This is a genomic window from Streptomyces sp. NPDC017246 (assembly GCF_044331325.1).
In the GTDB taxonomy this organism is placed as follows: Bacteria; Actinomycetota; Actinomycetes; order Streptomycetales; family Streptomycetaceae; genus Streptomyces.
On sequence record NZ_JBIRMW010000003.1, the window covers coordinates 497343 to 522440 of the forward strand.

Below are 25098 nucleotides of genomic sequence, written 5' to 3' on the forward strand. Positions count from 1 at the left end.
GCCCGGCCGACGTGATCACCGTGGCGCGTGAGGACGCCGAGAGGGCGTCGCCGGACAGCGGCAAGGAACGCGACGTCGTCCTGATGGGCGGCGCAGCCACAAGCAGCTCGGCGCGTGATGCCGGACTCATCGACGTACTGAGGGTGTGTCCCCGCCCCCGGTCTCCCGTGGAGCAGGAACCCGTTCACCGGCAGGATGGCCGGTCCTTGTGGAGTGTGCACGTCGAACGGGCGCGTTTTTGGCTGCCGTTGGGTCGACTGTCCGGTACGCGAGACGGACTTTCCGCCGTGGAGCCTCTGTGTGACACTTCCGGCATGCTGCGGCGTCTCATTATTAGCGCCCGCGTGCCGGCACCGAGGTGACCTGGGGGCGATCCCTCCCAAGCGACCTCACCGCCCGCACGCAGACCTCTCGTGTTCCACGAGGGGTCTTTTTGTTTCCTCAGAATCCCTGAAGCAACGGCCTACCCGGCCTGGCAGACCCGGACAGGAACACCCTCATGGCACACGACAGTTCCCACCTCCTCGGCACGACGCTCCCCGACGCAGCCCAGAACGCCGGACCGCGCCGGACCCCGGATCCGGCTCAGCCGCACGTGCCAGCGCCGCACGAGGTGGAAACGGCGTCCCCCACCGAAACGTGCACGATGGTCGTATCGCTCAAGGACAGCCCCGGGGCGCTGAGCCGGATCACCGCGACGCTCAGCAGTACACCGGTACTGGCACTGGCGTACGTGGTCACGGGCTCGGCACAGGCTTTCGCCGAGATCAGCATGCCGTGGTCCCATGCGTCACGCGCCCGGCACAAGCTGACCCGCATGGTGGACGCGACACATGTGTCGGAACCGAGGGCCGTGCTGCGACCCCACGCTGAGGCGTGGTCGCGGACCTGCTGACTCGGGCCGCGACCGGACCGGACCGAGAGGTCCGCCACCTGTCCGCCCTGTCGTGTCGTCAGACGGAGTCGGCCCCCGCCTGGTTGGCGGCGCGTCGGGGCGCAGGCCTCCTGAACCGGCGCTAGCGTCATGGAGGTGACGGGAATCGATGCCGACCGGCGGTGGTCCGAGTCCATGCCGGCGGTCTACGAGCGGTACCTCGTACCGACGGTCTTCCAGCCCTTCGCCCAGGACCTGGCCGCCCGGGCGGTGGCACTCCGCCCCCGCCACATCCTCGAACTGGCGGCGGGAACCGGCATTCTGACCTCGGAACTGCTCGCGGTGGCACCCTCGGCCGAGCTGACGGCCACCGATCTGAACGAGACCATGGTCGCCTTCGGGGCGACCCGGGCCCCTGGCGCGGTGTGGGCGCAGGCCGACGCGCAGCGACTGCCCTGTGCGGAGGGAGTCTTCGACCTGGTGGTCTGCCAGTTCGGCGTGATGTTCTTCCCCGACCGGGTCGCGGCTTTCACCGAGGTCCGCCGGGTGCTGGCCCCGGGCGGCCGGTTCCTCTTCAACACCTGGGGCCCGCTCGGCACGCACGCCTTCGCAGCCGCGCTGCAGGCCGGGCTGGAGCGGGCCTTTCCGGTCGACCCGCCTCGGTTCCTCCCGACGGTCCCGCACGGTTACGCCGCCCCCGCCGTCGTGGCCGATGACCTGGCGGCCGCCGGGTTCGCCGTGGAGGAGCGGCGGGAGCTGACACTGGAGGGCCGGGCCGCGTCGGCCACGGACGTCGCCATCGGGTTCCTCGCCGGAACGCCGGTACGAGCGGCCGTCGAGGAGCGCGGGGACGGGCCGGCCGTCCGGGCCGCCGTCATCGAGGAGATGACCGCCCGCCTGGGCCCGGGGCCAATCACGGCTCCGATGACCGCGTTCGTCTTCCGAGGCGTGGCCGAGGCGTGGCCGGGGCGTAGGGGGCGCCCGCCCGCGCCGGGGCCCTGAGCGCACCTCGACGCGGTGCGTCGTACGGGTGTCCCGGTGTCGTGTCACGCAGTGGTCGCCCCGCTCATGACCTCGCGGGGCAGACGCTGGTACGCCGAGTCCGTGGGCAGCTCCCTTGTCGGCGTCTCCAGGCCCGTACCCATCGACGCACCACCCCGCCCGACCGCCTCGCCACCCCTTTCGGCCGGACGGTCTAACCCCCGGCCGGGTGAGCCGGGTTCCGTCGCGCCGATGAGTCCGCGGCCATCCGCAGGGTCTATTGCTTGACGGACAGCCGACTCAGATGGAGACGGCCGACTCATCGGGAGTAAGCCATGGGCCTCATCCACATCGAGATGTTCGCGACCCTCGACCTCGTCGGGCAGGCGCCCGGCGGCCCCGACGAGGACCCGGCGGGGTTCCCGTTCGGCGGCTGGCAGGCGCCTCTGCTGGACGAGTTCGCCGGGGAGCGGATCGGTGCCGCCTACGAGGGGACGGACGCCCTCCTGCTCGGCCGGCGGACGTACGACATCTTCGCCGCCTACTGGCCTCACCAGGAGGGTGGTGAGGACAACGAGATCGCCGCTCTCTTCAACAGCGTTCCGAAGTACGTGGCCTCTCGCGGCACGCCCGACCTCCCGTGGGCCGGGTCCACGCAGCTCGGCCCGGACCTCGCCCACGCGGTACGTGAGATCCGCGACCGGCACGAGAACGTGAAGGTCGTGGGGAGTCTGAACCTCGTTCAGACCCTCCTGCGCGAGAAGCTCTTCGACCGTCTCGACCTCTGGTTGCACCCGATCGTGCTCGGGGTGGGCAAGAAGGTGTTCGAGGACGGCGCCGTGCCCACCAACGTCACGCTCCTCGCGCCCCCGGTGGCCAGCCCGAAGGGTGCCGTGTACCTCCGCTACGGGATCGCCGACGGCGTTCCCGCGACGGGGGACATGAGCCTGCCCGATCGTGGTCTCGGAGGCGACTCCTGAGGCCTGTGGGCGCCGCGCGTACCTCAGCGGTCCGGTCGTGCGTGAACCCTTGGTCGCCGCGAGCCCGGCGGCCGTACTCTGCCCACCGCCTCTCCTGAGAGCGCTCTCAAGACTCGGGGGATTCCGCACCTCTCCGGTCGATCCCGGCCGCGGCGCTGCCCTCGTCCCGTCCTCGCGGAGTGAGCCCCTCTGCCCGGGGCCCTCCCGATCCCGCTCAGTACCGAGGAAGTGTCATGGCCCGACCGCGTGTCCGTACCTCCCCCCCCGTCCGCACCGGAACCACCGCGCTCGTGGCGACAGCGACAGCCGCAGCGCTCGTCGCCGGCTGCTCCGCCAGCCGCACCCGAGGCAAGGAGGGGCAGCCCCGGACACTCCGTGTCCTCTCACCGTGGGCGTGATCAAGCCGTCTTTTCGCCACCAGACCGGATCAGCAGGACCTAAAGTGTGCGCGTGACCGAGCAGAATCCCGAACTCATCGCCGGCCGCTACCAGCTGGTCGAACGCATCGGCCAGGGCGGTATGGGCCGGGTCTGGCGTGGCCTCGACCAGCAGCTCTTCGGGCGTGAGGTCGCGGTCAAGGAGATCCTCTTCCCGCCGGGCCTGGACGACGGCGACCGCGCCGTGCTGCTCAGGCGCTTCACCGGCGAGGCCCGCGCAGCGGTCGCTCTCAGCCACCCCGGAGTCATCACCGTCCATGACGTGGTCGAGCACCGCGGCGCCCCCGTCATCATCATGGAGCTGATCCGGGGGCAGTCCCTCGCCGCTGCCATCAGGGACCAGGGACGATTGCCTGTACGGCGGGTGGCCGAGATCGGCGCCGTCATGCTCGACGCGCTGGCCGAGGCGCACGGGGCGAGGATCGTCCACCGCGACATCAAGCCGGACAACGTGCTGTTGACGAAGGACCGTGTCGTCCTGACCGACTTCGGCATCGCCCACCTCGCGGACTCCACGACCAAACTGAGTCACAGTGGGATCGTCATCGGCACCCCGCACTACATGCCGCCGGAGCAGCTGGAGGGCAAGCGCCCGACGCCGGCCAACGACCTGTGGGCACTCGGCGCCACCCTGTACCACGCCGTCGAGGGGCGTCCGCCGTTCGACGCGGAAGGGCTCCACGCCCTGGCCGTCGCCGTGTTCACCAGCCCGCACCGGCTTCCGGTTCACGCCGGTCCGCTGACCCCCGTGCTGGACGCGCTCCTCACCAAGGACCCGGCGCAGCGTGTGGGCTCCGCGGAGGCGGCCGAGATGCTCGCATCGGTGCTGCGGTCCGCTCCCCGGGCCGATGCGACCGCCGGGCCCGGACCGACGCACCAGCCCGCCCCCGAGCCGGTCTTCGAATCCGCCCCCGAATCCGCCTCACCGACGCCCTCGCCGACGCCGGCACCCCCGACTCCCACGGTCCCGGACTCCGGGTCCGTCGGCGGCACCCCGCGCCGACCCGTGCCGGACCGGCCGACCTCCCCGCCGGTACCCGTACCCCGGCACGTACCCGTACCGGTACCCGTTCCCGTACCCCCGCCCGTCCCCCCGGCCGAGAGTCCGGTCACGCTCGACGCGACGGCCGAGCGGGAGCACGGTGGGCGGGCGTCCGCCAAGCGGCCCGGCCTCACCCGGCGTGCCGCGGTGCTGGGCACGGCGCTGGCCGTGCTCACCACCGGCTCCGCCCTGACCTGGGCCCTCAGCGGTGACCATGACGCGCCCCGCGGTGGGGCGGCCGGCAGTGGCCCGGGGGACTCCGCCGTCACGGTGGTGATCGGGGTGGACGCACCGCTGAGCGGCGGAATGTCCTCGATGGGCGTCGGTATCAAGAACGCCGCCGACCTGGCGGCCAGGACCGCCAACGAGTCCCGGCACGTACCCGGGGTGAGATTCGAGATCAAGGCCCTGGACGACGGGGCTGATCCCGGCAAGGGCGCGTCCATTGCCGCCCAGTTCGTGGCGGACGAGAAGGTTCTGGGGGTCGTCGGCCCTCTCAACTCCGCAGTCGCCCGGTCCCTGGTGCCACCGCTCGCGCGGGCGGACATGGTCAACGTGTCCCCGGGCAACACCGATCCCGCCCTGACCCTGGGCCTCAACTGGGCCGCGGGCACCAAGACCCGCCCCTACTCCACCTACTTCCGGACCATCGCCACGGACGTCGACCAGGGGCCGTTCGCCGCCCGGTACCTGTATGAGGCGAAGAAGACCAAGGTCTACGCGATCGACGACGCGAGCGCCCACGGCACCGCTCTCACCTCAGGTCTCACGGCCGAGTTCGGCAAGCTCGGCGGGACCGTGGTCGGCACCGAGCAGGTCGATCCCGCGGAACGCGCCTTCGCGGGCCTCGCCGCCAGGGTGAAGTCCTCGGGTGCCGACGCCGTCTACTTCGGCGGCTATTACGACACCGCGGCGCCGCTCTCCCAACAGCTCAAGCAGGCTGGTGTGGACGTCCCCCTGATGGGTGGCGACGGCATCCTCGACCAGCAGTACCTCACGGAGAACCCACAGGCCGAGGGCGACCTCGCGACCAACATCGGCCTGCCCGCCGACCAGTCGGAGGCAGGGCGGGACTTCCTCACCCGGTACGGCAAGGCCGGTTACGCGGAACCGGCCGGCTGGTACGGCCCGTACGCCTACGACGCGACCTGGACCCTCATCGAGGCGGTGAAGGCCGTCGTGACGGCCAACGGCGGCACCCTCCCCGACAACGCCCGGGCGAAGCTGCCGCAGGCCGTCGCGGGGTCGGCCTTCGACGGTGTCACCGGCAGTGTCGCCTTCACGGAGAACGGCGACTCGGTCAACCGTCGGCTGACGGTGTACGCGGTGAAGGCCGGCAGCTGGAGCGTGGTGACGAGCGGCTCCGCCCCCTGACCGGTGGCCGGGGCCGTCACCTCGCCTCGGTCGCGCGGCGGCGCAACCGGCGCTTCAGGGTTCGGCGTTCGTCCTCGTCGAGACCACCCCACACTCCCGTCACCTGACGGGAGTCGTCCATGGCCCAGCGGAGGCAGTCCACCTGAACGGGGCAGTCCCGGCAGATGCTCTTGGCCTCCTCGGCCTGGACCAGAGCGGGGGCGCCGGTCCCCACCGGGAAGAAGAGGTCGGGGTCGACGTCCTGGCAGGCAGCGGATGCGCGCCAGCTGTCCATGTCATTCCTCCTGTCTACGGGTGCGGCGGTCGTTCCCTTCGGCTGACCGGTCTGCCGTGTTTGAAACGTCGTCGGCCTCGTGGGTACGACCCCATCCGCTCGGACGGCCGAACGGCGGCGGGGCCGGGCGGCCCCGGACAGCGATTTCTCGACAGCGCGGCGATGCGGAGAACGCTGTCGGCAGCCACCCTGATGCTTCGGCCGGGGGAGACGGGGCACCCGAAGGTTCCAACCCGAGGGGAGTGAGCGGTCATGACCACAGCAAGATCATCCACCGTCGACGCGAGGAGAGCGGCCCGCGGAGGGGCCGTACGGGCAGGGGCTCGCGCCGGCTTCGTCGCGCGCGGTGTGCTGTACCTGCTCGTCGGAGCCCTGGCCGTACGCATCGGCCTGACGGGCACGAGCGAGCAGGCCGACCGGGGCGGGGCCCTCGCGGAGGTCGTCGCGACGCCGTTCGGATCCGTGCTCCTCTGGGCCCTCGGCGTCGGCCTCGCCGGCATGGCGTTGTGGCGGCTGTCGGAGGCGTGCGTCGGTGCCGCGGGGCCGAAGGGCCACCGCCCCGGGAAACGCGCCCTGTCCGGAGCTCGGTTCGTGTTCTACGCGGTCTCCTCCTTCCTCGTCCTGGCCTTCGCGGCGGGGGACCGGGGCAGTGGCGCGGGCTCGACCGACCGCCAGAGCCGCGACCTCACGGGCCGTCTGCTGTCACTGCCCGGCGGCCCGTGGTGGGTGGGGGCGGTGGCCACGGGCATCCTGGGCGCGGGGCTGTGGATCGCCGGCCGGGCCGTGCTGCGGAAGTACCGCGAGCATCTGAGATGGCAGCGGATGTCCATGCCTCAGCGCCGTTTCATGGACGTGACGGGCGCAGCGGGCGGGGTCGCACGAGGGCTCGTGTTCGTGGCCGTCGGCTACTTCGGCCTGAAGGCTTCGATCGAGTCCGACCCGGGCGAGGCCAAGGGCATGGACGACGCGCTCCGCTCGTTCGCGCAGGCCCCGGTGGGACCGTGGCTCCTGGTCGCCGTGGCCGTCGGTCTCGCGCTCTTCGGTGTGTTCTCCTTCGGCCAGTCCAAGTGGCGTGAGGTGTGATCGGCCGGCCCCGGTACGGGGAACGGGAGTCGTCCGTGGTCGGCGACGGCGCGCATGCCGGACGTGAATGCCTGCCGGGAGACGACTCCGCGTCGGTGAAAACGCCGAGCGAGTCGGGCGGAGGCCGGTGGGTCGGCGCGGCGCCCCGGGAAGGCGCCTCGTACTTTGGACGGATGCGTCACCACGATCTTGTCGTCATCGGTGCGGGATCCGGCAATGCCGTCGTCGACGGCTCCTTCGCCGATCTGGACGTGGCCGTCGTCGAAGAGCGCTGGTTCGGCGGCACCTGCCTCAACTCCGGATGCATTCCGAGCAAGATGCTCGCGTACACCGCGCAGGTCGCACGGACCGTGCGGGAAGCCGGAACGTACGACGTGGACGCCGAGCTCAGAGCGGTGCGCTGGCGCCAGGTGCGCGACCGGGTCTTCGGGCGACTGGACGCCGAACGGGACAGCGGCCGTCGGGGGCGCGTACAAGACGACTCGGTCACCGTGTACGAGGGCAGGGCGCGGTTCATCGGGCCCGGACGCCTCCGGATCGAGCAAGAGCGCGGCACCGTCGACATCAGCGCCGGCCAGATCGTCGTCGCGGCGGGCGGCAGACCGCTGCTTCCCGGGCCCGTCGCCGAGGCGGGCCTGCCGTACGAGACGTCCGACACCGTCATGCGGATCGACGCTCCGCCCCGGCACCTGGCGATCCTCGGGGGTGGGTACATCGCCGCGGAGCTGGCCGAGGTCTTCGCCGGGACGGGAAGCCACGTCACCGTCGTGGAGAAGGAGGAGCGCCTGCTCGGCCCACAGGACGAGACGGTCGCCGAACGGTTCACGGAGCTGGTCCGCTCCCGCTACGACCTTCGGCTCGGGCGGGAGCTCACGGCGGTCGACGGCGAGCCGGGCGCGCTGAGGCTGACCCTGGACGACGGGGCGACGGTCGAGGCGGACATGCTTCTCGTCGCGGTGGGCCGGGTCCCGAACAGCGACAGGCTGAACCTGGAAGCGGCCGGGATCGCCACCCACGACGACGGCCGGGTGGTCGTCGACCGCTATCAGCGCACCACCGCGGAAGGTGTCTTCGCTCTGGGGGACATCTGCTCACCGGTGCCCCTCAAGCACGTGGCCAACCGCGAGGCGAAGGCCGTCGCGCACAATCTCCGCCACCCGGACGACCTGGTCGCCGCGGATCACGACCTGGTGCCGGCGGCGGTCTTCACCCACCCGCAGATCGCCTCGGTCGGCGCCACCGAGCAGGACTTGCGCGACAGAGGGCTGGACTATGTGGTGGGCATGGCAGGCTACGGCGACGTCGCCTACGGCTGGGCGATGGAGGACACCACAGGCTTCTGCAAGGTGCTCGCCGAGCCCGGCACCGGGCGCCTCCTCGGCGCCCATCTCATGGGAGCCGAGGCCTCGACACTCATCCAGCCCCTGGTCCTGGCGGCGACACTCGGGATCGACGCCACCACGCTCGCCGAATCCCCGTACTGGATCCATCCCGCGCTCACCGAGGTCGTGGAGAACGCCCTCCTCGATCTGAGCCTGTGAACCCCGCCGCGCCGACCGGGGACCGCCTGACCGGCCCACTGGACCATGCGGAACCGCAGAAGGAGGCGCTGTGACGGAACTCGACCCCTTCACCGATGTGCTCGACGGCCCGATGTACGTGGTGACGGCCGCGTCCGGAGGAGAGCGGGCGGGCTGCCTGGTGGGTTTCGCCTCCCAGTGCTCCATCGACCCGCCGCGCTTCACCGTGTGGCTGTCGGTCGCCAACCACACCTACCGTGTCGCGCGCGCGGCGGAGTTCCTCACCGTGCACCTGCTCCATCAGGACGAGCGGGCGCTGGCGGAGCTCTTCGGAGAGGAGACGGGGGACCGGGTCGACAAGTTCGCGAGGGTCGACTGGCGGCCGGGAGAAGCGGGCAGCCCGATCCTGGAGCGGCTGCCCACCTGGTTCACCGGCCGGATCGAGGGGTGCATCGAGGGCGGCGACCACGTGGGATTCCTCCTGGCGCCTGTGGCGGTGTGCCCGCCGGCCAGAGGCCCGGCGCCCGCGCTCCTCCGGTACCGGGAGGTACGCGGCCTCGACCCGGGCCATCCGGCCTGAGGCCACACCTCGGGCCGAACGGCCGTCGGCTGCGCCTGTTGGGTCATCGCACTTGTGACGAGATGTCATAGGGGACATCCGGGTGGCATTCTCCCCGGTGCGCAACGGTCTGCGGTTCCCGCGTCGTCGTTCCCAGCACGTTGCACGACGACTGAGGAGACGCTCATGACCGAGTTCCAGGCGCTCACCACGGCTCCCCGCGCACTGTTGGATCTCGACCCGTACCGCTTCCCCGCCGTGTACGTCGACGACCGGTACGAAGAGACCTCGACGGCCTCCGGAACCATGGCGCTCGTCGACTACTTCGACCCGGAGCCCGCGCCCTCGAACGGTCTGTCCCCCCGTCTGGAGGCGACCGACCGCCGTCGGCTGGAGCTGCACGCCGCTCTCACCACAGCGGGTATCGCGCCCCTGCCGGGCGACCTCGACGCCATCGAGGTGCTGTCCGCCCTGGACGACACCACCCACAGCGCGCTCCGCCGCTGGCTCGGCCGGTCTGGCACCCACTGACACATCACAAGAGTCGGCCGGTGGAATTCGCCATGCTCCGCCTCCCTGCTCATGCCGCTCCTGGTCCGGGATAGTCAGCCACTTCGTCGGCTGATCCCAGAAACGAGGTAGCAGATGAATCTCTCTTTGCGGTCGGTGCGGTGGCTGGCTTCCGCCTGTGACGACCCCACCGTCTGCCTGAGCGAGTGGGGACTGAGCGAGCGCGGTGTGGCGCTCCTGCCAGTGGGACGGCTCTGGGACGCCCTGGCGGTCCCGGAGATGCCGGGGCGCAGCCTGCTGAAGGCAGTTGCCCGCCGCGGGCAGCCGACGGCCGGCCCGGTGCTTCACGACAGCAGGCGTCAGGAACTCGTGCTGCTGATGACTCCGGGCGGCCCCGCCGCGAAGCCGGAGCGGACCGCTCGGTACCTGACGACCGGGACCTGGCTGGCCGTGCCCGACCCCGGCAGGAAGGTGACCGGCCTTTCCTGGCTCGTTCCGCCCGACGGGCGGGGGACGCTCTTCTCGCCACGGGAGGTGTATGCCGCACTCGAGCCACGGCGGTCCGGAAGATGAAGGACGTGGCGAGGAGGCCGAGCGGCCGTGCGCGCTCAAGGCTCCGGAGGTTTCTCGGGCTGCGGTCCTCCGTGAGCCGGCTGAGGGCAGCCCGTCCCGGATGGTTCTCCGTGCTGCTCCGCCACGTGCTCTGGGGAGCCAGCCACGATGTCTACCGATTGAGGGGGCGGCCGCCCGAGGTCGCGGAGCCGAAGGACAGGGAGGTGTAGCGGGGGCCGGTGCCCGCCCGGCATCGACGCACCCGCGTCGAGAAGCACTCCTGGGGGCGAGCTCAGCCGGATCGACGAGGGCGAACATGCGGGCGTGGCCTGCTTGACCGGCCCCTCCGCCACCTGCAGAGTCGGGATGCGGCATCACAGGAGCGCCGCCCGACTCCGTCGACGGGCTGCCCGTCCGCAGGTGGTCCACCTCTCTCATATCCAGGAGCGGCTGATTCGATGGTCCTCGACCTGATCGTGATCGGTACGGCCATCAGCCTGGGGCCCTTGCACAACAGCGCCTTCATCCTGCTGCTCTCCTCGCGGCGCGGTATTCGGCAGGGGCTGGCGTTCCTGCTGTCGTGGCTGGCCAATCTCGTCGCGGTGATCGCCTGTGTGGCGCTGCTGACCGGTGGTCAGCCGCCGGCACGTCACAGCGTGCCCTCGACCGCCGCGATCGTCGCGAAACTCGTCATCGGAGTGGCACTCGTGCTGTACGGCGCGCACCGGCGTCGTAGACCGCCCCGCCCCCACGGCCCGCCGAAGTGGGCCGCGCGGATCGACGAGGCCTCCCCGGTCACCGCGGCCGCCCTGGCATGGCTGCTGCAGCCGTGGGCACTCGTCGGCGCCGGCGCCGCGACGGCGATCGACGCGGACCTCTCCACCGTCGGCGCCTGGCTCGCACTCACCGGCTACTGTCTGCTGGCCACGCTCAGCCTTGTCGTCATGGAGATGTACGCGGTCTGGGCGCCCGAGGCGTCCACCGCCCGGCTCAACGCCCTGCGGAGCTGGCTGGAGCATCACCAGGAGCAGCTGATCGTCACCCTCGCCCTGCTCGTAGGGCTGTGGCTGACAGCCCGGAGCATCTACGAGCTGGTCGCCTGAGACGGGTCGACCGGGTGACCGGCCAGGTCTGCCGGGCGTGTCCTTCGTCCCGGTCGTCAGTCCTCGTCGTCGTAGTAGTCGTCCTCGTCGTCGTAATCGGCGGCGGCGCGGTCGACCGGCTCGGCGACCCAGCCCGCCGAGAGCACGAGCCGCGAGGTGCGGTGGACGGTGAGGAATCCGAAGGGGCGGCCGAGGACGAGCCTGATGCGGCGCACGACGTACGGGGTCGTCCGCACCCCGCAGCCGACGGCGGCGCCGAAGGCCGTGACCGTCGCCGACTGGAAGCCCTCTGCGGTGAAGTGGGCCGTCGCCGACTGGTGGGCCTGCTGCACGGCCAGAAGGGTGTCGCTCACTCCCGGGAAGTGACCGCGGCCGGCGTCCATGGCGCTGGTCAGCCCGAACAGACCCGCGGTGGCGAGCAGGTCGTGGTCGGCGGCGAGGGTGAACGGGGACGTCGTCACGGACAGGACGGGGTCGCGGTCGGAGGCACGCTCGTTACGGACGTCCAGGCCCGGCCCGGGTGCGCCGAGCGGCAGCCGGCCGCCCGGCACGACGTGGTGTGTGCCGGACAGGATGCCGACTCCGGCGGCCAGCACCGCGCCGGGCGCGGCGTCCTGCTCTCCGAGGAGGAGGTGCACGTCGACGCCGGTGTTGCCGAGGACCTGGAGGACGGTCGTACGTCCGGCCGAGGTCTTCGCGACGCCGACCCTGTCCAGCAGGCTGGTGCGGCGGCTCAGACCGACCAGCTCCCGGCCCGCCCAGGGGCCCCCGGCGGCCGGTTCCAACCAGGATTCCTCGAAGGGGCTCAGCCACTTGGTACGTACGGCCTGGGCGGCGGCGAGGACGAGCAGCGTCGCCTTGTCGACGTGCAGGGGCATGGTGGGGACCAGTCCGCCGGTCCGCTCGGCGGCCCATGCGTCCAGGGCCTTCTTGTCGGCCTCGTCGTCGCCGCTGAAACGGCCCAGCGTGGCGTCGGGCAGCCCGGCCGCCCACGGGACGGACACCTCCACATCGGGACGCACCCACAGCCCGACCGCGGCCGACGAGCCCCGGATACGCGCCAGCGCGCCGAGCAGCCCGCGCGCCGCTTCGGCGGCTTCGTCGGCGCGCATGCCGAGAGCGTCCTCCAGCTCACCGCGGGCCGGGTCGCACGCACCGTCCGCGAGGAAGGCCAGGAGCGGCCAGAGGCCGACTGCGGAGAACGTGGTGCCCTTGGCGAGTGCCTCCGGTGCCAGGCCGTGGGCCGCCCAGCGTGCCGTCATCCTGTTGACCGAACGAATCGTCGCTGTCGTCGCCCTCATGCCGCCCCCTCGGGGCGGCAGCGGTGCCGCGCGCCCTCCATCCGTTCGGCCTCCTCGCGGGTCTGTGAACAGCGGAACCGTACATGGGGAGGCGCCGCGAAGGGGCAGGGTTTTCGTGCTCCTACGCCAGCCACCCGCGCTGTGCGGCCTGCCATACCAGCTGGGTCCTCGTCAGGGCCCCGGCGCGCTGCATCAGGGTCTGGATCCGGCGTTGGACCGTGCGCTGACTGACCCACAGCTGCGAGGCGATGGCCTTGTCCGCGACCCCGGCGACGATCAGGGAGAGCAGATACCGTTCGTCGTCGGCGAGGTGGACGGCCGAGCCGGGGCTGTCGTCGAAGTCGGCCAGTTCGCCGGAGTCGGTCAGATGCAGGGGCGTCGCCGCCGCCCACTGGCTCTCGAACAGGGCGATCAGCGCGTCGAGGAGACTGCTGCTGTGGACCACGGCGGCGGTCGGCTCGCCCACCCGGCCGGTGGGACCCGCCGACCGGCCGGCGTCGTCATGGTGTGCCCCGCCCTCGTACACCAGGGGGCAGATGGCCGTCGAACTGTCCGCGATGACCAGGCGTACCGGTAGCGTTCCGACGGCCCGGGCCTGCTCGCCCGCGCGGATGCTCCGGGCAACGTTGTCAACCATCCCGGGCCCTTCAAGGAGCTCGCGCTCGTAAATCGACTTGTACCGCACCCCCCGGGCGAGCAGTTCCCACTCCTCGTCGTTCTCCGCCGCCGCCAGGGCGACCGGACGGGCCTTGCAGAGCCAGCGCATCTCGGCGGCCCCGTACGCCATGTGCCGCAGCCGCTGCCGGATCACGCTCGCGCCGGTGATGATCTCGACGAGCTGTCCGGCGTCGTGGCGCCTTCCGCCCGCCCGGTACTCCTCGGCGAGCTGTTCCACGCCCCGCCGCGCCCATTCGAGTGCCTCGTGCCCGCGCAGCAGCAGCGGGCGCAGGGCCGCGTCGGGTGCCATCGGCACATATCGCTCGCCGCCGCCCTGCGGTGGCTCGGCGGACCGCCCCACCAGGCCCTTGTCGTGAAGCGACGTCAGCAACCGCTGGGCGTGTGCGACATCGAGCCCCAACTGCGCGGCGATCGTGGCGGTGTCGGCTTCCCGTACCTCGACGAGGAAGCGGTACACCCGTTCCTCCGCGGCGCCGACCCCGGCCGCCTCCAGCATGTGTCCTTCTCGCACGACGCCTGCCCCCACCCCTGGTTGACACGACTGCCCCCGCACCCGGCGTGATCAAATCACATCAGTACGGTGGGAAACGAGAGCCCGCATTACCACGCGGGCTCCCACCAGGAGCCGCGGTACGAGCAAGGTGGCGGCGAGTGGACATGTCGCCTCTTCGTCAGGGGCGGCCTGTAGCGAAGGTGATCGTTCCTGTTGACTCTTGTTTCCGCCGGACACGGATTCCCACTCCGCCGGCGGAAGGAGTGCCCTCAGCATGCGCAGCAGACGGAGAACCGCACTGCTCAGCTTCGCCCTGGCAGCCACCATGACCGCCGGCGGCTTCGCGTACGGCGCCGCCCCTCTCCCCGTGACCGGACAGGACGCGGTCACCGCCCTTTCTCTCCCGGCGACCGGACAGGACGGTGCGACCCCCGCGACCCGGGACGCCGTCCGCACCGCGACCGTCACCCTGGTGACCGGCGACAAGGTGACGGTGGCCACCCGGGCGGGCAAGACCGTCGCCGTCAATGTCACCCCGTACCGGGGAAGCGCCTCCGGACTGCGGACGTACACCGTCGGCACCGACGTGTACGTGATCCCCCGGGACGTCGAGGCGCTGATCCACAACGGCCAAGTCGACAAGCGCCTGTTCAACGTCACCCAGCTCCTCGCCCAGGGCTTCGACGACGCCCACCGCGCGACGACCCCGCTGATCGTGCGCTACGACTCCGCCGGCACCACCACCCCCGGCGGGGCCCGTCTCACCCGCAGGCTCCCCGGTGTGCGCGGCGCCGCCGTCACCGCCGAGAAGGCCAAGGGCGACACCTTCTGGGAGGCCGTCGACGACGACACCGCCCGCGCCGGAACCCCCAAGGCCCGCCTGTCGGGCGGCGTCCAGCGCCTCTGGCTCGACGGCAAGGTCGACGCACTCCTGGAGAAGAGCGTTCCGCAGATCGGCGCGCCCGAGGCATGGGCCGCCGGATACGACGGCACCGGCGTCAAGGTCGCGGTGCTCGACACCGGCATCGACGCCACCCACCCCGACCTCGCCGACCGCATCGTCGAGAGCCGCAGCTTCGTCCCCGGCGAGACCGCGCGCGACGGGCACGGCCACGGCACCCACGTCGCCTCCACGATCCTCGGCAGCGGCGCCGGCTCCGGCGGCACGTACAAGGGCGTGGCCCCCGGCGCGAAACTGATCGTGGGCAAGGTCCTCGACGACGGCGGCTCCGGCTCGGAGTCCGGCATCATCGAAGGCATGGACTGGGCCGCGCACTCGGGCGCCAAGGTCGTCTCCATGAGCCTGGGCGGCCAGGAGGGCGCCGACGGCACCGACCCCATGTCGCTCGCGGTCAACGAACTCACCGCCCGTACGGGGGTCCTGTTCACCATCGCGGCGGGCAACAGCGGCCCCGGCGTCAGGACCGTCGGCTCGCCCGGCGCCGCCGCCGCGGCCCTCACGGTCGGCGCGGTGGACTCGGCCGACGCCGTCGCGAGCTTCTCCAGCCGGGGCCCGCGCGGCGACGGCGGCCTCAAGCCGGAGATCACCGCACCGGGCGTCCGGATCGTCGCGGCCCGCGCGGCGGGCACCACGATGGGCTCGCCGGTCGGCGACCTCTACACGACCGCGAGCGGCACCTCCATGGCGACGCCGCACGTGGCGGGCGCGGCGGCGATCCTCGCCCAGCGCCACCCCGACTGGTCGCCCGCCCGGCTGAAGAGCGGGCTCATCAGCACCGCGAAGACCACCGCAGACACCTCGGTGTACGCCCAGGGCGCCGGTCGCCTCGACGTGGCGCGCGCGGTCCGTCAGCCCGTGTCGGCCGACGGAACGGTCGACTTCGGCCTGCGGGGCTGGGACGACTCGGCCGCGGTCGAGAAGAAGATCACGTACGTCAACGACGGCGACGCCCCGGTCACGCTGGCGCTCTCGCTGGAGAACGCGGGCGAGACGCTGCCGGCCGGCACGCTCGCCCTGGGCGCCGACTCGGTGACCGTCCCGGCACACGGCACCGCCGAGGCCGCCGTCACCCTCGACAGCGGCAAGGTCACCACCGGCTCGCACGGCGCGCACGTCACCGCGCGTGCCACCGACGGGACGACGGCGGTGACCGCCGTCGGCTTCGGCCGGGACGTGCAGCGCTTCGACGTCACCCTGAAGGTCCTCGACCGCGACGGCAAGCCGACCCGAGGCATCGCCGCGGTCTCCGACACCACCCTGGACAAGGCGGTGGTCCCCGAGACGTACCCGGTCGGCGCGGACGGAACCGTCGTGGTGCGCGTGCCGCGCGGCGAGCACTCCTTCGTCGCGGAGATCTTCCACTACAGCCCCGACTGGAGCAGGCTCCACGAGTACACGTACGCGGCCCGGCCCGGCACGCTCATCGACTCCGACCGGACCTTCACCTTCGACGGCTCCAGGGCGGGCCGGGTCACCATGACCACGCCGCGCCCCTCGGAGACGAACCGCCTCCGGGTCGGCATAGCCTCCCGCCCCTCCTCGCTGGCCCTCGTCCATGACCGCGAGACCTGGCTGGGCGGGGAGACGGCGGTCTACTCCGTGCCGTCGGCCACCACCGACGCCGGCCTCTTCGAGTCGCGCCTCGGCTGGTCGCTCAGCGCCCCCGCGCTCTCTGCCCGGCTCGCCGGACACGGCAGCCGTGCCGTCGACGTCTCGTACTTCCAGGGCTGGACCGGCTCCGCACGCTTCGACGGCACCCGGACCCTCCGCGTGGCCAGGCCCGGCGAGGACGTCCGCGGCAAGCTCGCCCTGGTGAAGCGCGACTCCGGTACCACCACCTACGCACAGGTCGACGCGGCGGCCGACGCCGGAGCGCTGGCCGTGCTCGTCTACAACGACACCCCCGGCAGCTGGCTGGCGGGCAACTGGAGCCCGAAGGAGACCCGCATCCCCGCGATGACGGTCTCCGGCACCGAAGGCGAGCGCCTGCTGGCCCTGTCCGGCGCCCGGATCACCTTCACCGGCACGGCGGTCAGCCCTTACTCGTACGAACTGCTGAAGTACCGCGACGGCGGCATCCCCGCCGACCAGCGCTACCGGGTCCGGACCGGTGAACTGGCCACGGTCGACACCCGGTTCCACGGTACGACCGCCGGAGCCGAGGCCGGATACAGCCGGCTGACGCACTCGCCGATGCAGCCGGTGGCGAACTTCGCCTTCGGGCGGACGACGCTCCAGCGCACCCTGACGGAGTACGTCACCCCGGGTCTGCGGACCTACGAGGCCATGAAGCTCGGCCCGGTGTGGACGGCGGGCGGCGCCTGGCAGCTGACGACCGCCACGACGTTCACCCCCGGCCAGCAGGTCCGCCGCGACTGGAACAAGGCCGTCGTCCGCACCGCGCTCCCGAGCGGCCTGGACGGCGCCGCCGTACGGGACGGCGCCGTCGCCGTGATCACGGCCGCGGGGCTGCTCGACAGCGGCTCCGGGCAGTGGGCCGTCATGCGCAACGGCACCGACAGGGAGCTGACCACGGTCTACCGGGACGGCGTGCTCCTCGGCACCGCGCCCGCCGCCGCCGTCGCCTTCCCGGTGGTCCCGGAGCGTGCCGAGTACCGCGTGGTCACCGATGTGCAGCGGGAGGAGGCCGGCTGGAACACCTCCACGAAGGTGCGTACCGACTGGCGCTTCCACTCGGCGCAGGGCGAGGGACGGACGCTGCTGCCCGTCCTGTCGGTCGACTACCGGCTCCGCACCGATCTGGCCAACAGCGCCCGGACCAGGTCCCGTACGACCGTGGGCCTCGGTGTACGGCACCCCAAGGGCCTGGCCGGCCCGGAGATCACCGGGGTCAAGCTGTGGGCCTCGTACGACGACGGCGCCTCCTGGCGGCAGGTCCGCCTGGACGGCCGTCTGAACGGCGCCGTCGACAACCCGATGGCCGCGGGCTTCGTCTCACTGAGGGTCACCGCCACCGACGCCGACGGAAACTCCGTCGACCAGACGGTGACGCGCGCCTACCAGGTCCGTCGCTGACGGATCGCAGCCGGACGGCCGGGGCACCCGCGCGGGCGCCCCGGCCGTTCGCGTCCCCGGTCGATGGGGGCGTCGCTGCGATACGGGCCGACGGCGGGCCCGTCAGCCGTACATCGCCACGCGGTACAGGGCGGCGAGCGCGCCGTCGATGGGATGGGGCTGCGGCCTGCCCGAGGAGTCGAGCCTGTTCCACCTCTGCGCGTTCACCGCCACCGCCATCTGCCGCCCGCCGTCGTCACGGGTCATGGCCAGCGCTCCACCGCCCCAGACCGTGCCGCCGTGACCCCAGAAGGTGTCCTGCCCCGACTCCTTCGTCGGGTACAGCCCGAGGCCGTACTCGATCGTCTTTCCCTCCTGGGAGACGACCTGGACCGTGCGCCGCATCTGCGCCAGTGACGACGGGCCGACGATCTCCCCGGCGAGCAGCAGGCGGTAGAAGCGGTTGAGGTCCGTGACGGTCGATATCACCGAGGCCGAAAGACCCGCCCATGACATGTCGAAGACGCTGTAGTCGCGCGGCGGGTCGATCATGCCGAACCACGACTCGTAGAGCCGCGAGTGAGGCCCGCTGACGTACGGCCCGGTGGGGATCTCGGTGTCCCGGAGCCCGGCGCGCTCGATGACGTTCTCGGTGATGTACTGGTCGGCCGCGATGCCGGTCGCCTGTTCCAGGAGTTCGACGAGGAGCAGGTAGTTGGTGTTGGAGTACAGCCCCAACGCGCCGCCCGGGGTGCCGGCAGGCGGTGCGGCGACCCCCAGCTGGATCAGCTCGACGGGGTCGAACCGCGTGTACCGGAGGTCGTCCAGGCTCTGGGGGCCGGTGTTCGCGAGGTCGGGGAACGCCTTGAGGGAGGGATAGGCGTACGGGAAGTACTCGGCGAGGCCGCTGGTGTGGTTGAGCAGCATCCGGACCGTGATCGCGTCACCGCGTTCTCCGGGAACCAGGCCCGGCAGGTACCTGCTGATCGATGTGTCGAGACCGATCTGACCGGCCTCGACCTGCTGCAGGACCGCGGCGGCGGTGAAGGTCTTGGTGATGCTGCCGACGCGGTGCCGCATGTCTGCGGTGACTGGGCGGCCGGTGGCGACATCGGCGACCCCGGCGGCGCCGCGCCAGACCTGGTCGCCTTCACGCACCTCGGCGAACAGCCCCGGTACCCCGGCGCGGCGGACGTTCTCGATGGCGGCGTCCAGCGCCGCGGGATCCAGTGACTTCCTCACGACATGGGTCCTTTCGCTCTGCCTCAGGGGGAGCCCCACAGCTGTCATCCGAGCCGGGTGACAGGGCGCGCGTGACACGTCGGCCCTGGTGCTGCCGGGTCGCTCGGCACGCTCATGTCCTCATTATGCACGCGGTGCGTGCAACACCAAGTGCATCGATAGAATGAGCCTGACGAGAGGGGCGAAATGGCAAGTCGAAGGCGCTGGTCGACCGAGGAAATCCTGGATGCGGCGGCGGAGTTGCTGCGCACGAGCGACGCGGAGTCGTTCAGCGTGCGCAAGCTCGCCGCGACGCTCGGGACCGATTCCTCCAGCCTCTACCGGCACTTCCGCAGCAAGACGGAACTGCTGCGCGCGGCCGCCGACCGGATCCTCCTTGCTTCCATGGACGGCTACCGCCCCGAGGGTGACTGGAAGCAGCGCATCACCGCCCTGGCCCTGCGCGTGCGAGAGGCCTTCGGCCGGCAGCCCCAGCTCGCCGCGGTCTGGGGGCGGTACGCGTCGGGCGGCGCCGGTTCCCGGCTGGTCATGGAAGAGGTGCTGCAGGCCCTGCGCGCCTCGGGACTGCCCGACGAGGAGATCCCCACGCGCTACCACCGGCTCGCGGTCCTCATCGCCGCACTGATCGCCTCCGAGGCCGGAGTCAGCACCATCACCTCGGAAGAGTACGAACAGGGCATGGAGCTGTTCCGCGTCGCGGTCCTCGGCGCCGACCCCGAACGCTTCCCCGCCCTGGCCCACTTCGCCCGCGACGTCCGCCCCCTCGGAGCGGAGCGCGGCGCCGCGTTCGAAGAGATCCTCGCGGCCCACCTCGCCCACATCGAGGGCGCGATCCGGCCGAGCTAGCCGGGGCGGCGAACGGCCTGGTCGGGGCGTGGCCGGGAGGGTGGCGGGGCGGCTCGGGGTGTGGCGGGGCGGCCGGGGATGTGGCCGGGTGTCTGGAGTGCGGCGGGGCGTCGGCCCGCCTTCACTTCGCCGGCGGGGTGAGGGCGAGTTCCCTCTCGAATCCGGACAGCAGTGCTTCGAGCGCGAAGTCGAAGCGTGCCCGGGCCGCGTCCTCGCCCATCGCGCGGGCGGCGCCGACCAGCAACGGGTACGTGTTCGGGTCCAGCGACACCATGCTGTCGGCCCCGCCGACATTGCCCACCTGCGCGACGGCGTGCCCGACGACGAAACTGGTCAGCGAGTAGGCGACGTCCAGAGTTCTGGGCAGAGCGAAGCCGGCCTCGTACAGCATCCCCACCACGCCCTCCATCGTCCCCAGAAGGCGGGGAGTCATGGCGGGCCGTGACAACAGCAGCGGCACGGTGTTCGGATGCGCGCCGAGTGCGGCGATCAGCGCGTGAGCGTAGGCGCTCAGGTTCTCCCGCCATGTGGCGGCGCCGAACTCCGGGGGTACGGCCTCGGCGACGACCTGCTCGATGACCCCGTCCAGTAGAGCGATCTTGTTCGGTACGTGGTGGTAGAGGGTCATCGCCTCCACGCCCAGTTCGGTGCCGAGCCGCCGCATCGAGAGGGACTTCAGCCCTTCCTGGTCGACGAGTCGCAGGGCCGCCTCCAGGACGGACTGCCGAGTGAGCCCCGCGCGCTGCCCGGGAGTCCTGTTGGCCGCCATGACGCCCTCACCTTCCGTACCGGACGCCTCGCGATCCGATTGACGATTCTTACGCTGTAAGTATAGCGTCCTCGCGCAGCCTTACATCGTAAGAATCCCTGGGGTTCCCCAGGACCGACGAGGACGAGAGGGCGATGACCACCACCGAGTTCGCCGAGGCGAGGAATCAGTCCCCGCGACCACCGGACGGCGCCGGTCCCGCGCAGGAGCAACCCCCGGAGGGGCCGGGCGCGGCAGGGCTGCTGCGGCCGTACATGGCCGGCTTCGCCGCCGTGATCGGCCTTCAGGTCACCGGTGCGGTGGCGGGGCTGGCACCCCTGCTCGCGGTCGTCGAGCTGGGCCGCGCCCTGCTCGCGTCCGGCCCGGTCGACCACGACCATGTCCGGTTCGTCGTGATCGCGGGCGCGGCCGGACTGTTCGCCAAGCTACTGTTCACGGCCGCCGCGGCGGCGATCGGCCATCTGCTCGACGGGCGGGTGCAGTTGGCGTTACGCCGGAGGCTGGCCGCGCGGCTCGGGCGGGTGCCGATCGGCTGGCTCTCCCGCCGACGCAGCGGTGAGCTGGCCAAGCTGGTGGGCGAGGATGTCGGAGCCGTACACCCCTTCATCGCTCACACTCCCGGCGAACTGGCCTCGGCCTTCGTCGTGCCGCTGGTATCGCTCGTCCACCTGTTCACCGTGGACTGGCGGCTGACGCTGATCACCCTGATCCCGGTGGTCGCGGCGGTGGCGCTGGTGCCCCTGATGATGACTCCGGTCCGGCTGCGCGAACAGACCGACTTCGACGCGGCGATGGCGCGGATCGGGAACTCGGCCGTGGAGTTCGTCCAGGGCATCGCGGTGGTCAAGGCCTTCGGCGGGGGCGTGCGCGCCCACCGCGAGTTCCGTGCCGCCGCGGACGACTTCGTCGCCGTCTTCCGCCGCTGGGTGCACGGGATCTCCCCGATCGCCGCCGGGATGCAGCTGGTCCTCTCACCCCCGTTCGTGCTCCTGACCGTCCTGATCGGCGGCGCGGCACTGATCACCGGTGGAGGAATGCCCCCGGCCGATCTGCTGCCGTTCCTGCTGTTGGGAATCGGCCTGACCGCCCCGGTGGCGGCGCTCGGACACGGCTTCGACGAGCTGCAGGCCGCCCGCCGTGCCGTCGGCCGGATCCGCGACGTGCTCGCGGTGCCGCCGCTGCCGGAGCCGGCGAACCCGGTCGCGCCGCACGGCCACCGGGTGGAGCTGCGCGGCGTCCGTTTCGCCTACGAACCCGGCCGGGACGTACTGCGGGGGATCGACCTCACGCTGGAGCCGGGGACGGTCACCGCGCTCGTCGGTCCGTCGGGAGGAGGCAAGTCCACACTGGTCCAACTGCTGCCGCGGTTCGTCGACCCGACGAGCGGCTCGGTCCTCCTCGGCGGTGTCGATCTGCGCGAGCTGAGCAGCCGGGAGCTGTACCGGCAGGTCTCCTTCGTCTTCCAGGACGTCCGCCTGCTGCGTGCCTCGGTCGCGGACAACATCGCGCTGGCGGTGCCGGACGCCTGCCAGGACGAAGTGGTGCGCGCCGCCCGCCTTGCGAACATCCATGACCGCATTCTCGAACTGCCCCGCGGATACGAGACGGTGATCGGCGAGGACGCACGACTGTCGGGCGGCGAGGCCCAACGAGTCGCGCTCGCCCGCGCACTGCTGGCCGGCACCCCCGTGCTGGTGCTCGACGAGGTGACCTCCTTCGCCGACCCGTACACCGAGCAGGCGGTACGCCGCGCCCTGGCCACGCTGCGGGCCGACCGGACGGTCCTGGTCATCGCGCACCGACTCGAGACGGTCGTCGGCGCCGACGCCGTCGCGGTCCTGGAGGACGGAGTGATCGTCGAGCACGGCAGTCCCCGGGAACTGCTCTCCCTGGAAGGCAAGTTCGCGGCGCTGTGGCGCTCGCGGCACGCGGCGGGCTCCGCGGGCGAGGCGTGGGCGGCTGTGACGACGCACGACCCGGACGATCCGCAGGAGTCGTGCCCGCGGACCCTCATCGAACCGCAAGGAGACGACCCTCGATGATCCACTTGCTGCTGCGTGTGCTCGGCCACCAGTACTCCCGCCCGATGCGCCGCACCCTCGCCCTGATGACGACGACCGCGGTCGTCGAGGGCCTGTCGTACGCCCTGCTCACACCCGTGCTGCACGCACTCCTCGGGGACACACCGGACCGCGCCTGGCCGTGGCTGGGCGCGTTCGGAGCCGCAGTGGCGGCCTACGCCGTGCTGCGCTACCTCAGCGACCTGTCGGGGTTCCGCGTCGGTACGGCGCTGCTGCGCGGCGTGTACCACCGCCTCGGCGACCATCTGGCCCGGCTTCCGCTCGGCTGGTACGGCCCGACCCGGGTGGGAGAGGTGTCCGGCCTCGCCGGCCAGGGCGTCCTGCAGGCGATGAGCGTGATCGCGCACCTGCTCGCGCCGTTCGTCTCCGCCGCGGTGACACCGCTGACGATCGTCGCCGTGATCCTCGCCCTCGACTGGCAGTTGGGCCTCGCCGCGCTGACCGCCGTTCCCGTGGTGGTGGCGATCCAGGTCCTGACCGGACGTTCGACGGCGGCCGAGGACGCCGAGCGCGCCACGCGCGACCGCGAGGCCACCACCAGGGTCGTCGAATATCTCCAGGCCCAACCGGTGCTGCGCGCCGGCGGCCGGACCGCCGAACGCTTCCGACTGCTCGACGACGCACTGCGGCAGGTCCGGCGCGCCTCCCGCCGTTCGACGCTGTCGGCGCTGCCCGGCGCGTTGGGCCTGGCCCTGACGGTGCAGGCGGTCTTCACCGCGGTGCTGGTCCTGGGGGCGTACCAAGCGCTCGGCGGGGACATCGGGGCCGCGGAGCTGCTGACCGTCCTGGTGCTGGCCGCCCGCTGCGCGGAGCCGCTGCTGTCCCTGGCCGACCTCGGCGGCAAGCTGCGCTCCGCGCGCGGCGAACTGGCGCGGCTCGACGCGGTGCTGTCCACCGAGCCGCTGCCGCAGGCCCCCGACCCGGCCGAACCGCGCGGCCATGGACTGGAGTGGGAGTCGGTCACCTTCCGGCACGACGGGCGCACGGTCTTCGACGACCTGACCCTGTCCGTCCCCGACGGGCGGCGACTGGCCGTGGTGGGGCCGTCGGGCGCCGGCAAGAGCACCCTGTTGCAGCTGCTCGCACGGTTCTACGACGTGGACGCCGGCGCGGTACGTGTCGGCGGCGTGGACGTGCGTGCCATCGGAGCCGAGACGCTGATGGCACAGTTCGCCATCGTCTTCCAGGACGTCTATCTCTTCGAGGGCACCATCGAGGACAACGTACGCCTCGGCCGCCCCGACGCCACCGCCGCCGAGGTGCGTGCCGCAGCGGCCGCGGCGCGTCTGGACGAGGTCGTCGAGCGCCTGCCCGAAGGATGGGCGACCACCGTCGGCGAGGGCGGCGCACGGCTGTCGGGCGGCGAACGCCAGCGCGTCTCGATCGCCAGAGCGCTGCTCAAGGACGCGCCGATCGTGCTTCTGGACGAGGTCACCTCCGCCCTGGACCCCGTCAACGAGGCGGCCGTCCACGCCGGTATCGAGCGCCTGATGGCAGGCCGGACCGTGGTCATGGTGGCCCACCGGTTGCGCACCGTCCGACACGCCGACCACATCGTCTTCCTCGACGCCGGCCGGATCGTCGAGGAGGGCGACCACGACGAACTGCTGCGCCTCGGCAGCCGCTACGCCGACTTCTGGAACCTGTCCCTGGCACCCACGGCAACGAAGCCGACGACGGACCATGCGGCCCGGACCACCCCCGCGGACGAGACGGCGGCCTCGGGGCGCTAGGTTCTGTCGTCGAATGTCACGCCCACATCCGGCCGGACAATCCCTAGCAGATACCGACGCTGATGACTTCTGACCGTGCGATGCGCCTTCGCCGGCTTGCCCGCATGCTGACGGAACGGTTCGGCCTCGGCCTCCGCCGGCCTGGCGGGATCGAGGCCGAATGGTCCGGCTCGGCGCGGTCCTGGACGTTCGCGTGGATGGACGGGCCCACGGTCGCACAGGTGCGAGCCGCCTGTCAGGCGGCTGATCCACAGGCCGGCGCGGGTCTTCGGTACGCACGCACACTCTCCGAGGACGCCTGGCAAGGCTGCTGCGCCGATGCGGAGCCGAGCTGTCCCCCGCCGAGGTCCTGACCGCCCACTATGCGGCGTCACACGCCCACCCCACATGGCGCTATCGGCTGACCCCGATGGACGCGGATGTACTGTTCCGGGCGGTACGCGAAGACCCGTCGGCGTCCGCGGAACTGATCGCAGCCGCCCTTGCCCTCCGGCCCGGACCTCCTGCCGAGTTCGCCGACGGCGAGGACGAACTCCGGGCCCGTCTTGATACGGCATCTCAACGGGAGAGGTGAAGCCCGATAAACGGTGCGTTCCCAGGACGAGCGAGGCGAAGGCCGCCAGCCGTCCCCGCCCCGGCCCACACCGGGCAACAAGGCCCCTGAGAGGTCGCCGGGAGACGGCTCCCCAC

18 protein-coding genes are annotated in these 25098 nt (G+C 71.8%); 13 read left to right on the top strand and 5 right to left on the bottom strand.

Annotated features, from left to right (window positions below; all coding sequences use genetic code 11):
• The first annotated feature begins 1024 nt into the window (after positions 1 to 1024).
• From ACH4MY_RS10640 to ACH4MY_RS10650, 3 genes are all read left to right on the top strand, one after another.
• On the top strand, positions 1025 to 1876 hold the full coding sequence (locus ACH4MY_RS10640; RefSeq protein WP_398000434.1) for a class I SAM-dependent methyltransferase: 852 nt from the start codon (positions 1025 to 1027) through the stop codon (positions 1874 to 1876).
• A 314-nt stretch (positions 1877 to 2190) separates the two neighbouring features.
• Positions 2191 to 2835, top strand: a complete 645-nt coding sequence (locus ACH4MY_RS10645; RefSeq protein WP_398000436.1) for a dihydrofolate reductase family protein — start codon at positions 2191 to 2193, stop codon at positions 2833 to 2835.
• A gap of 450 nt (positions 2836 to 3285) precedes the next feature.
• A complete protein-coding gene (locus ACH4MY_RS10650; RefSeq protein WP_398000439.1) occupies positions 3286 to 5688 on the top strand; it encodes a bifunctional serine/threonine-protein kinase/ABC transporter substrate-binding protein in 2403 nt (800 codons plus the stop codon).
• Positions 5689 to 5704: 16 nt separating this feature from the next.
• Here ACH4MY_RS10650 and ACH4MY_RS10655 read toward each other — a convergent pair whose 3' ends face one another.
• Positions 5705 to 5962 (bottom strand): WhiB family transcriptional regulator, encoded by a 258-nt coding sequence (locus ACH4MY_RS10655; RefSeq protein ID WP_398000441.1) that lies wholly within the window; start codon positions 5960 to 5962, stop codon positions 5705 to 5707.
• Between the two features lie 252 nt (positions 5963 to 6214).
• On the opposite strand from ACH4MY_RS10655, the gene ACH4MY_RS10660 reads away from it, so the two are divergent.
• The 6 genes from ACH4MY_RS10660 to ACH4MY_RS10685 all read left to right on the top strand — a co-directional run bounded on the left by ACH4MY_RS10660 (position 6215) and on the right by ACH4MY_RS10685 (position 11289).
• Positions 6215 to 7045 (top strand): DUF1206 domain-containing protein, encoded by an 831-nt coding sequence (locus ACH4MY_RS10660; RefSeq protein WP_398000444.1) that lies wholly within the window; start codon positions 6215 to 6217, stop codon positions 7043 to 7045.
• 173 nt (positions 7046 to 7218) lie between these two features.
• Complete coding sequence (locus ACH4MY_RS10665) at positions 7219 to 8586, top strand: mycothione reductase (protein ID WP_398000447.1); 1368 nt, start codon at positions 7219 to 7221, stop codon at positions 8584 to 8586.
• Positions 8587 to 8656: 70 nt separating this feature from the next.
• Positions 8657 to 9145, top strand: coding sequence for a flavin reductase family protein (locus ACH4MY_RS10670; protein ID WP_398000449.1), 489 nt, complete (start codon positions 8657 to 8659; stop codon positions 9143 to 9145).
• A 165-nt stretch (positions 9146 to 9310) separates the two neighbouring features.
• A complete protein-coding gene (locus ACH4MY_RS10675) occupies positions 9311 to 9655 on the top strand; it encodes a hypothetical protein (protein ID WP_398000452.1) in 345 nt (114 codons plus the stop codon).
• 114 nt (positions 9656 to 9769) lie between these two features.
• On the top strand, positions 9770 to 10207 hold the full coding sequence (locus tag ACH4MY_RS10680; protein ID WP_398000455.1) for a hypothetical protein: 438 nt from the start codon (positions 9770 to 9772) through the stop codon (positions 10205 to 10207).
• 437 nt (positions 10208 to 10644) lie between these two features.
• Positions 10645 to 11289, top strand: a complete 645-nt coding sequence (locus tag ACH4MY_RS10685) for a GAP family protein (protein WP_398000457.1) — start codon at positions 10645 to 10647, stop codon at positions 11287 to 11289.
• Positions 11290 to 11345: 56 nt separating this feature from the next.
• Here ACH4MY_RS10685 and ACH4MY_RS10690 read toward each other — a convergent pair whose 3' ends face one another.
• Positions 11346 to 12551: a serpin family protein gene (locus ACH4MY_RS10690; protein WP_398000460.1), complete on the bottom strand. Its 1206-nt coding sequence runs from the start codon at positions 12549 to 12551 to the stop codon at positions 11346 to 11348.
• A gap of 160 nt (positions 12552 to 12711) precedes the next feature.
• Positions 12712 to 13764, bottom strand: a complete 1053-nt coding sequence (locus tag ACH4MY_RS10695) for a helix-turn-helix domain-containing protein (protein ID WP_398000463.1) — start codon at positions 13762 to 13764, stop codon at positions 12712 to 12714.
• Between the two features lie 271 nt (positions 13765 to 14035).
• On the opposite strand from ACH4MY_RS10695, the gene ACH4MY_RS10700 reads away from it, so the two are divergent.
• Positions 14036 to 17758: a S8 family peptidase gene (locus ACH4MY_RS10700; RefSeq protein WP_398000465.1), complete on the top strand. Its 3723-nt coding sequence runs from the start codon at positions 14036 to 14038 to the stop codon at positions 17756 to 17758.
• A 102-nt stretch (positions 17759 to 17860) separates the two neighbouring features.
• Here the strand turns inward: ACH4MY_RS10700 and ACH4MY_RS10705 are convergent, their stop codons facing one another.
• Positions 17861 to 19027 (bottom strand): serine hydrolase domain-containing protein, encoded by a 1167-nt coding sequence (locus ACH4MY_RS10705; RefSeq protein ID WP_398000468.1) that lies wholly within the window; start codon positions 19025 to 19027, stop codon positions 17861 to 17863.
• Positions 19028 to 19165: 138 nt separating this feature from the next.
• Between ACH4MY_RS10705 and ACH4MY_RS10710 the strand changes: the two genes are divergently transcribed.
• Positions 19166 to 19825, top strand: a complete 660-nt coding sequence (locus ACH4MY_RS10710) for a TetR/AcrR family transcriptional regulator (RefSeq protein WP_398000470.1) — start codon at positions 19166 to 19168, stop codon at positions 19823 to 19825.
• Positions 19826 to 19946: 121 nt separating this feature from the next.
• On the opposite strand, the gene ACH4MY_RS10715 is transcribed toward ACH4MY_RS10710, so the two are convergent.
• Positions 19947 to 20594 carry a TetR/AcrR family transcriptional regulator C-terminal domain-containing protein gene (locus ACH4MY_RS10715; RefSeq protein WP_398000472.1) on the bottom strand — a complete coding sequence of 216 codons (648 nt, stop codon included), beginning with the start codon at positions 20592 to 20594 and terminating at the stop codon, positions 19947 to 19949.
• Positions 20595 to 20728: 134 nt separating this feature from the next.
• Here ACH4MY_RS10715 and ACH4MY_RS10720 point away from each other — a divergent pair, with 134 nt between their 5' ends.
• On the top strand, positions 20729 to 22636 hold the full coding sequence (locus ACH4MY_RS10720) for an ABC transporter ATP-binding protein (RefSeq protein WP_398000474.1): 1908 nt from the start codon (positions 20729 to 20731) through the stop codon (positions 22634 to 22636).
• Positions 22633 to 24408: an ABC transporter ATP-binding protein gene (locus ACH4MY_RS10725; RefSeq protein WP_398000476.1), complete on the top strand. Its 1776-nt coding sequence runs from the start codon at positions 22633 to 22635 to the stop codon at positions 24406 to 24408. Before ACH4MY_RS10720 ends, ACH4MY_RS10725 begins: the two co-directional genes overlap by 4 nt.
• Positions 24409 to 25098 lie beyond the last annotated feature (690 nt).

Bases quoted from the DNA above. Each gene is read 5' to 3' on its own strand.
- ACH4MY_RS10640 (WP_398000434.1), top strand. From the start codon at position 1,025: ATGGAGGTGACGGGAATCGATGCCGACCGGCGGTGGTCCGAGTCCATG.
- ACH4MY_RS10690 (WP_398000460.1), bottom strand. From the start codon at position 12,551: ATGACGGCACGCTGGGCGGCCCACGGCCTGGCACCGGAGGCACTCGCC.
- ACH4MY_RS10705 (WP_398000468.1), bottom strand. From the start codon at position 19,027: ATGACAGCTGTGGGGCTCCCCCTGAGGCAGAGCGAAAGGACCCATGTC.
- ACH4MY_RS10655 (WP_398000441.1), bottom strand. From the start codon at position 5,962: ATGGACAGCTGGCGCGCATCCGCTGCCTGCCAGGACGTCGACCCCGAC.
- ACH4MY_RS10685 (WP_398000457.1), top strand. From the start codon at position 10,645: ATGGTCCTCGACCTGATCGTGATCGGTACGGCCATCAGCCTGGGGCCC.
- ACH4MY_RS10645 (WP_398000436.1), top strand. From the start codon at position 2,191: ATGGGCCTCATCCACATCGAGATGTTCGCGACCCTCGACCTCGTCGGG.
- ACH4MY_RS10695 (WP_398000463.1), bottom strand. From the start codon at position 13,764: ATGCTGGAGGCGGCCGGGGTCGGCGCCGCGGAGGAACGGGTGTACCGC.
- ACH4MY_RS10725 (WP_398000476.1), top strand. From the start codon at position 22,633: ATGATCCACTTGCTGCTGCGTGTGCTCGGCCACCAGTACTCCCGCCCG.
- ACH4MY_RS10700 (WP_398000465.1), top strand. From the start codon at position 14,036: ATGCGCAGCAGACGGAGAACCGCACTGCTCAGCTTCGCCCTGGCAGCC.
- ACH4MY_RS10710 (WP_398000470.1), top strand. From the start codon at position 19,166: ATGGCAAGTCGAAGGCGCTGGTCGACCGAGGAAATCCTGGATGCGGCG.
- ACH4MY_RS10680 (WP_398000455.1), top strand. From the start codon at position 9,770: ATGAATCTCTCTTTGCGGTCGGTGCGGTGGCTGGCTTCCGCCTGTGAC.
- ACH4MY_RS10660 (WP_398000444.1), top strand. From the start codon at position 6,215: ATGACCACAGCAAGATCATCCACCGTCGACGCGAGGAGAGCGGCCCGC.
- ACH4MY_RS10720 (WP_398000474.1), top strand. From the start codon at position 20,729: ATGACCACCACCGAGTTCGCCGAGGCGAGGAATCAGTCCCCGCGACCA.
- ACH4MY_RS10715 (WP_398000472.1), bottom strand. From the start codon at position 20,594: ATGGCGGCCAACAGGACTCCCGGGCAGCGCGCGGGGCTCACTCGGCAG.
- ACH4MY_RS10665 (WP_398000447.1), top strand. From the start codon at position 7,219: ATGCGTCACCACGATCTTGTCGTCATCGGTGCGGGATCCGGCAATGCC.
- ACH4MY_RS10675 (WP_398000452.1), top strand. From the start codon at position 9,311: ATGACCGAGTTCCAGGCGCTCACCACGGCTCCCCGCGCACTGTTGGAT.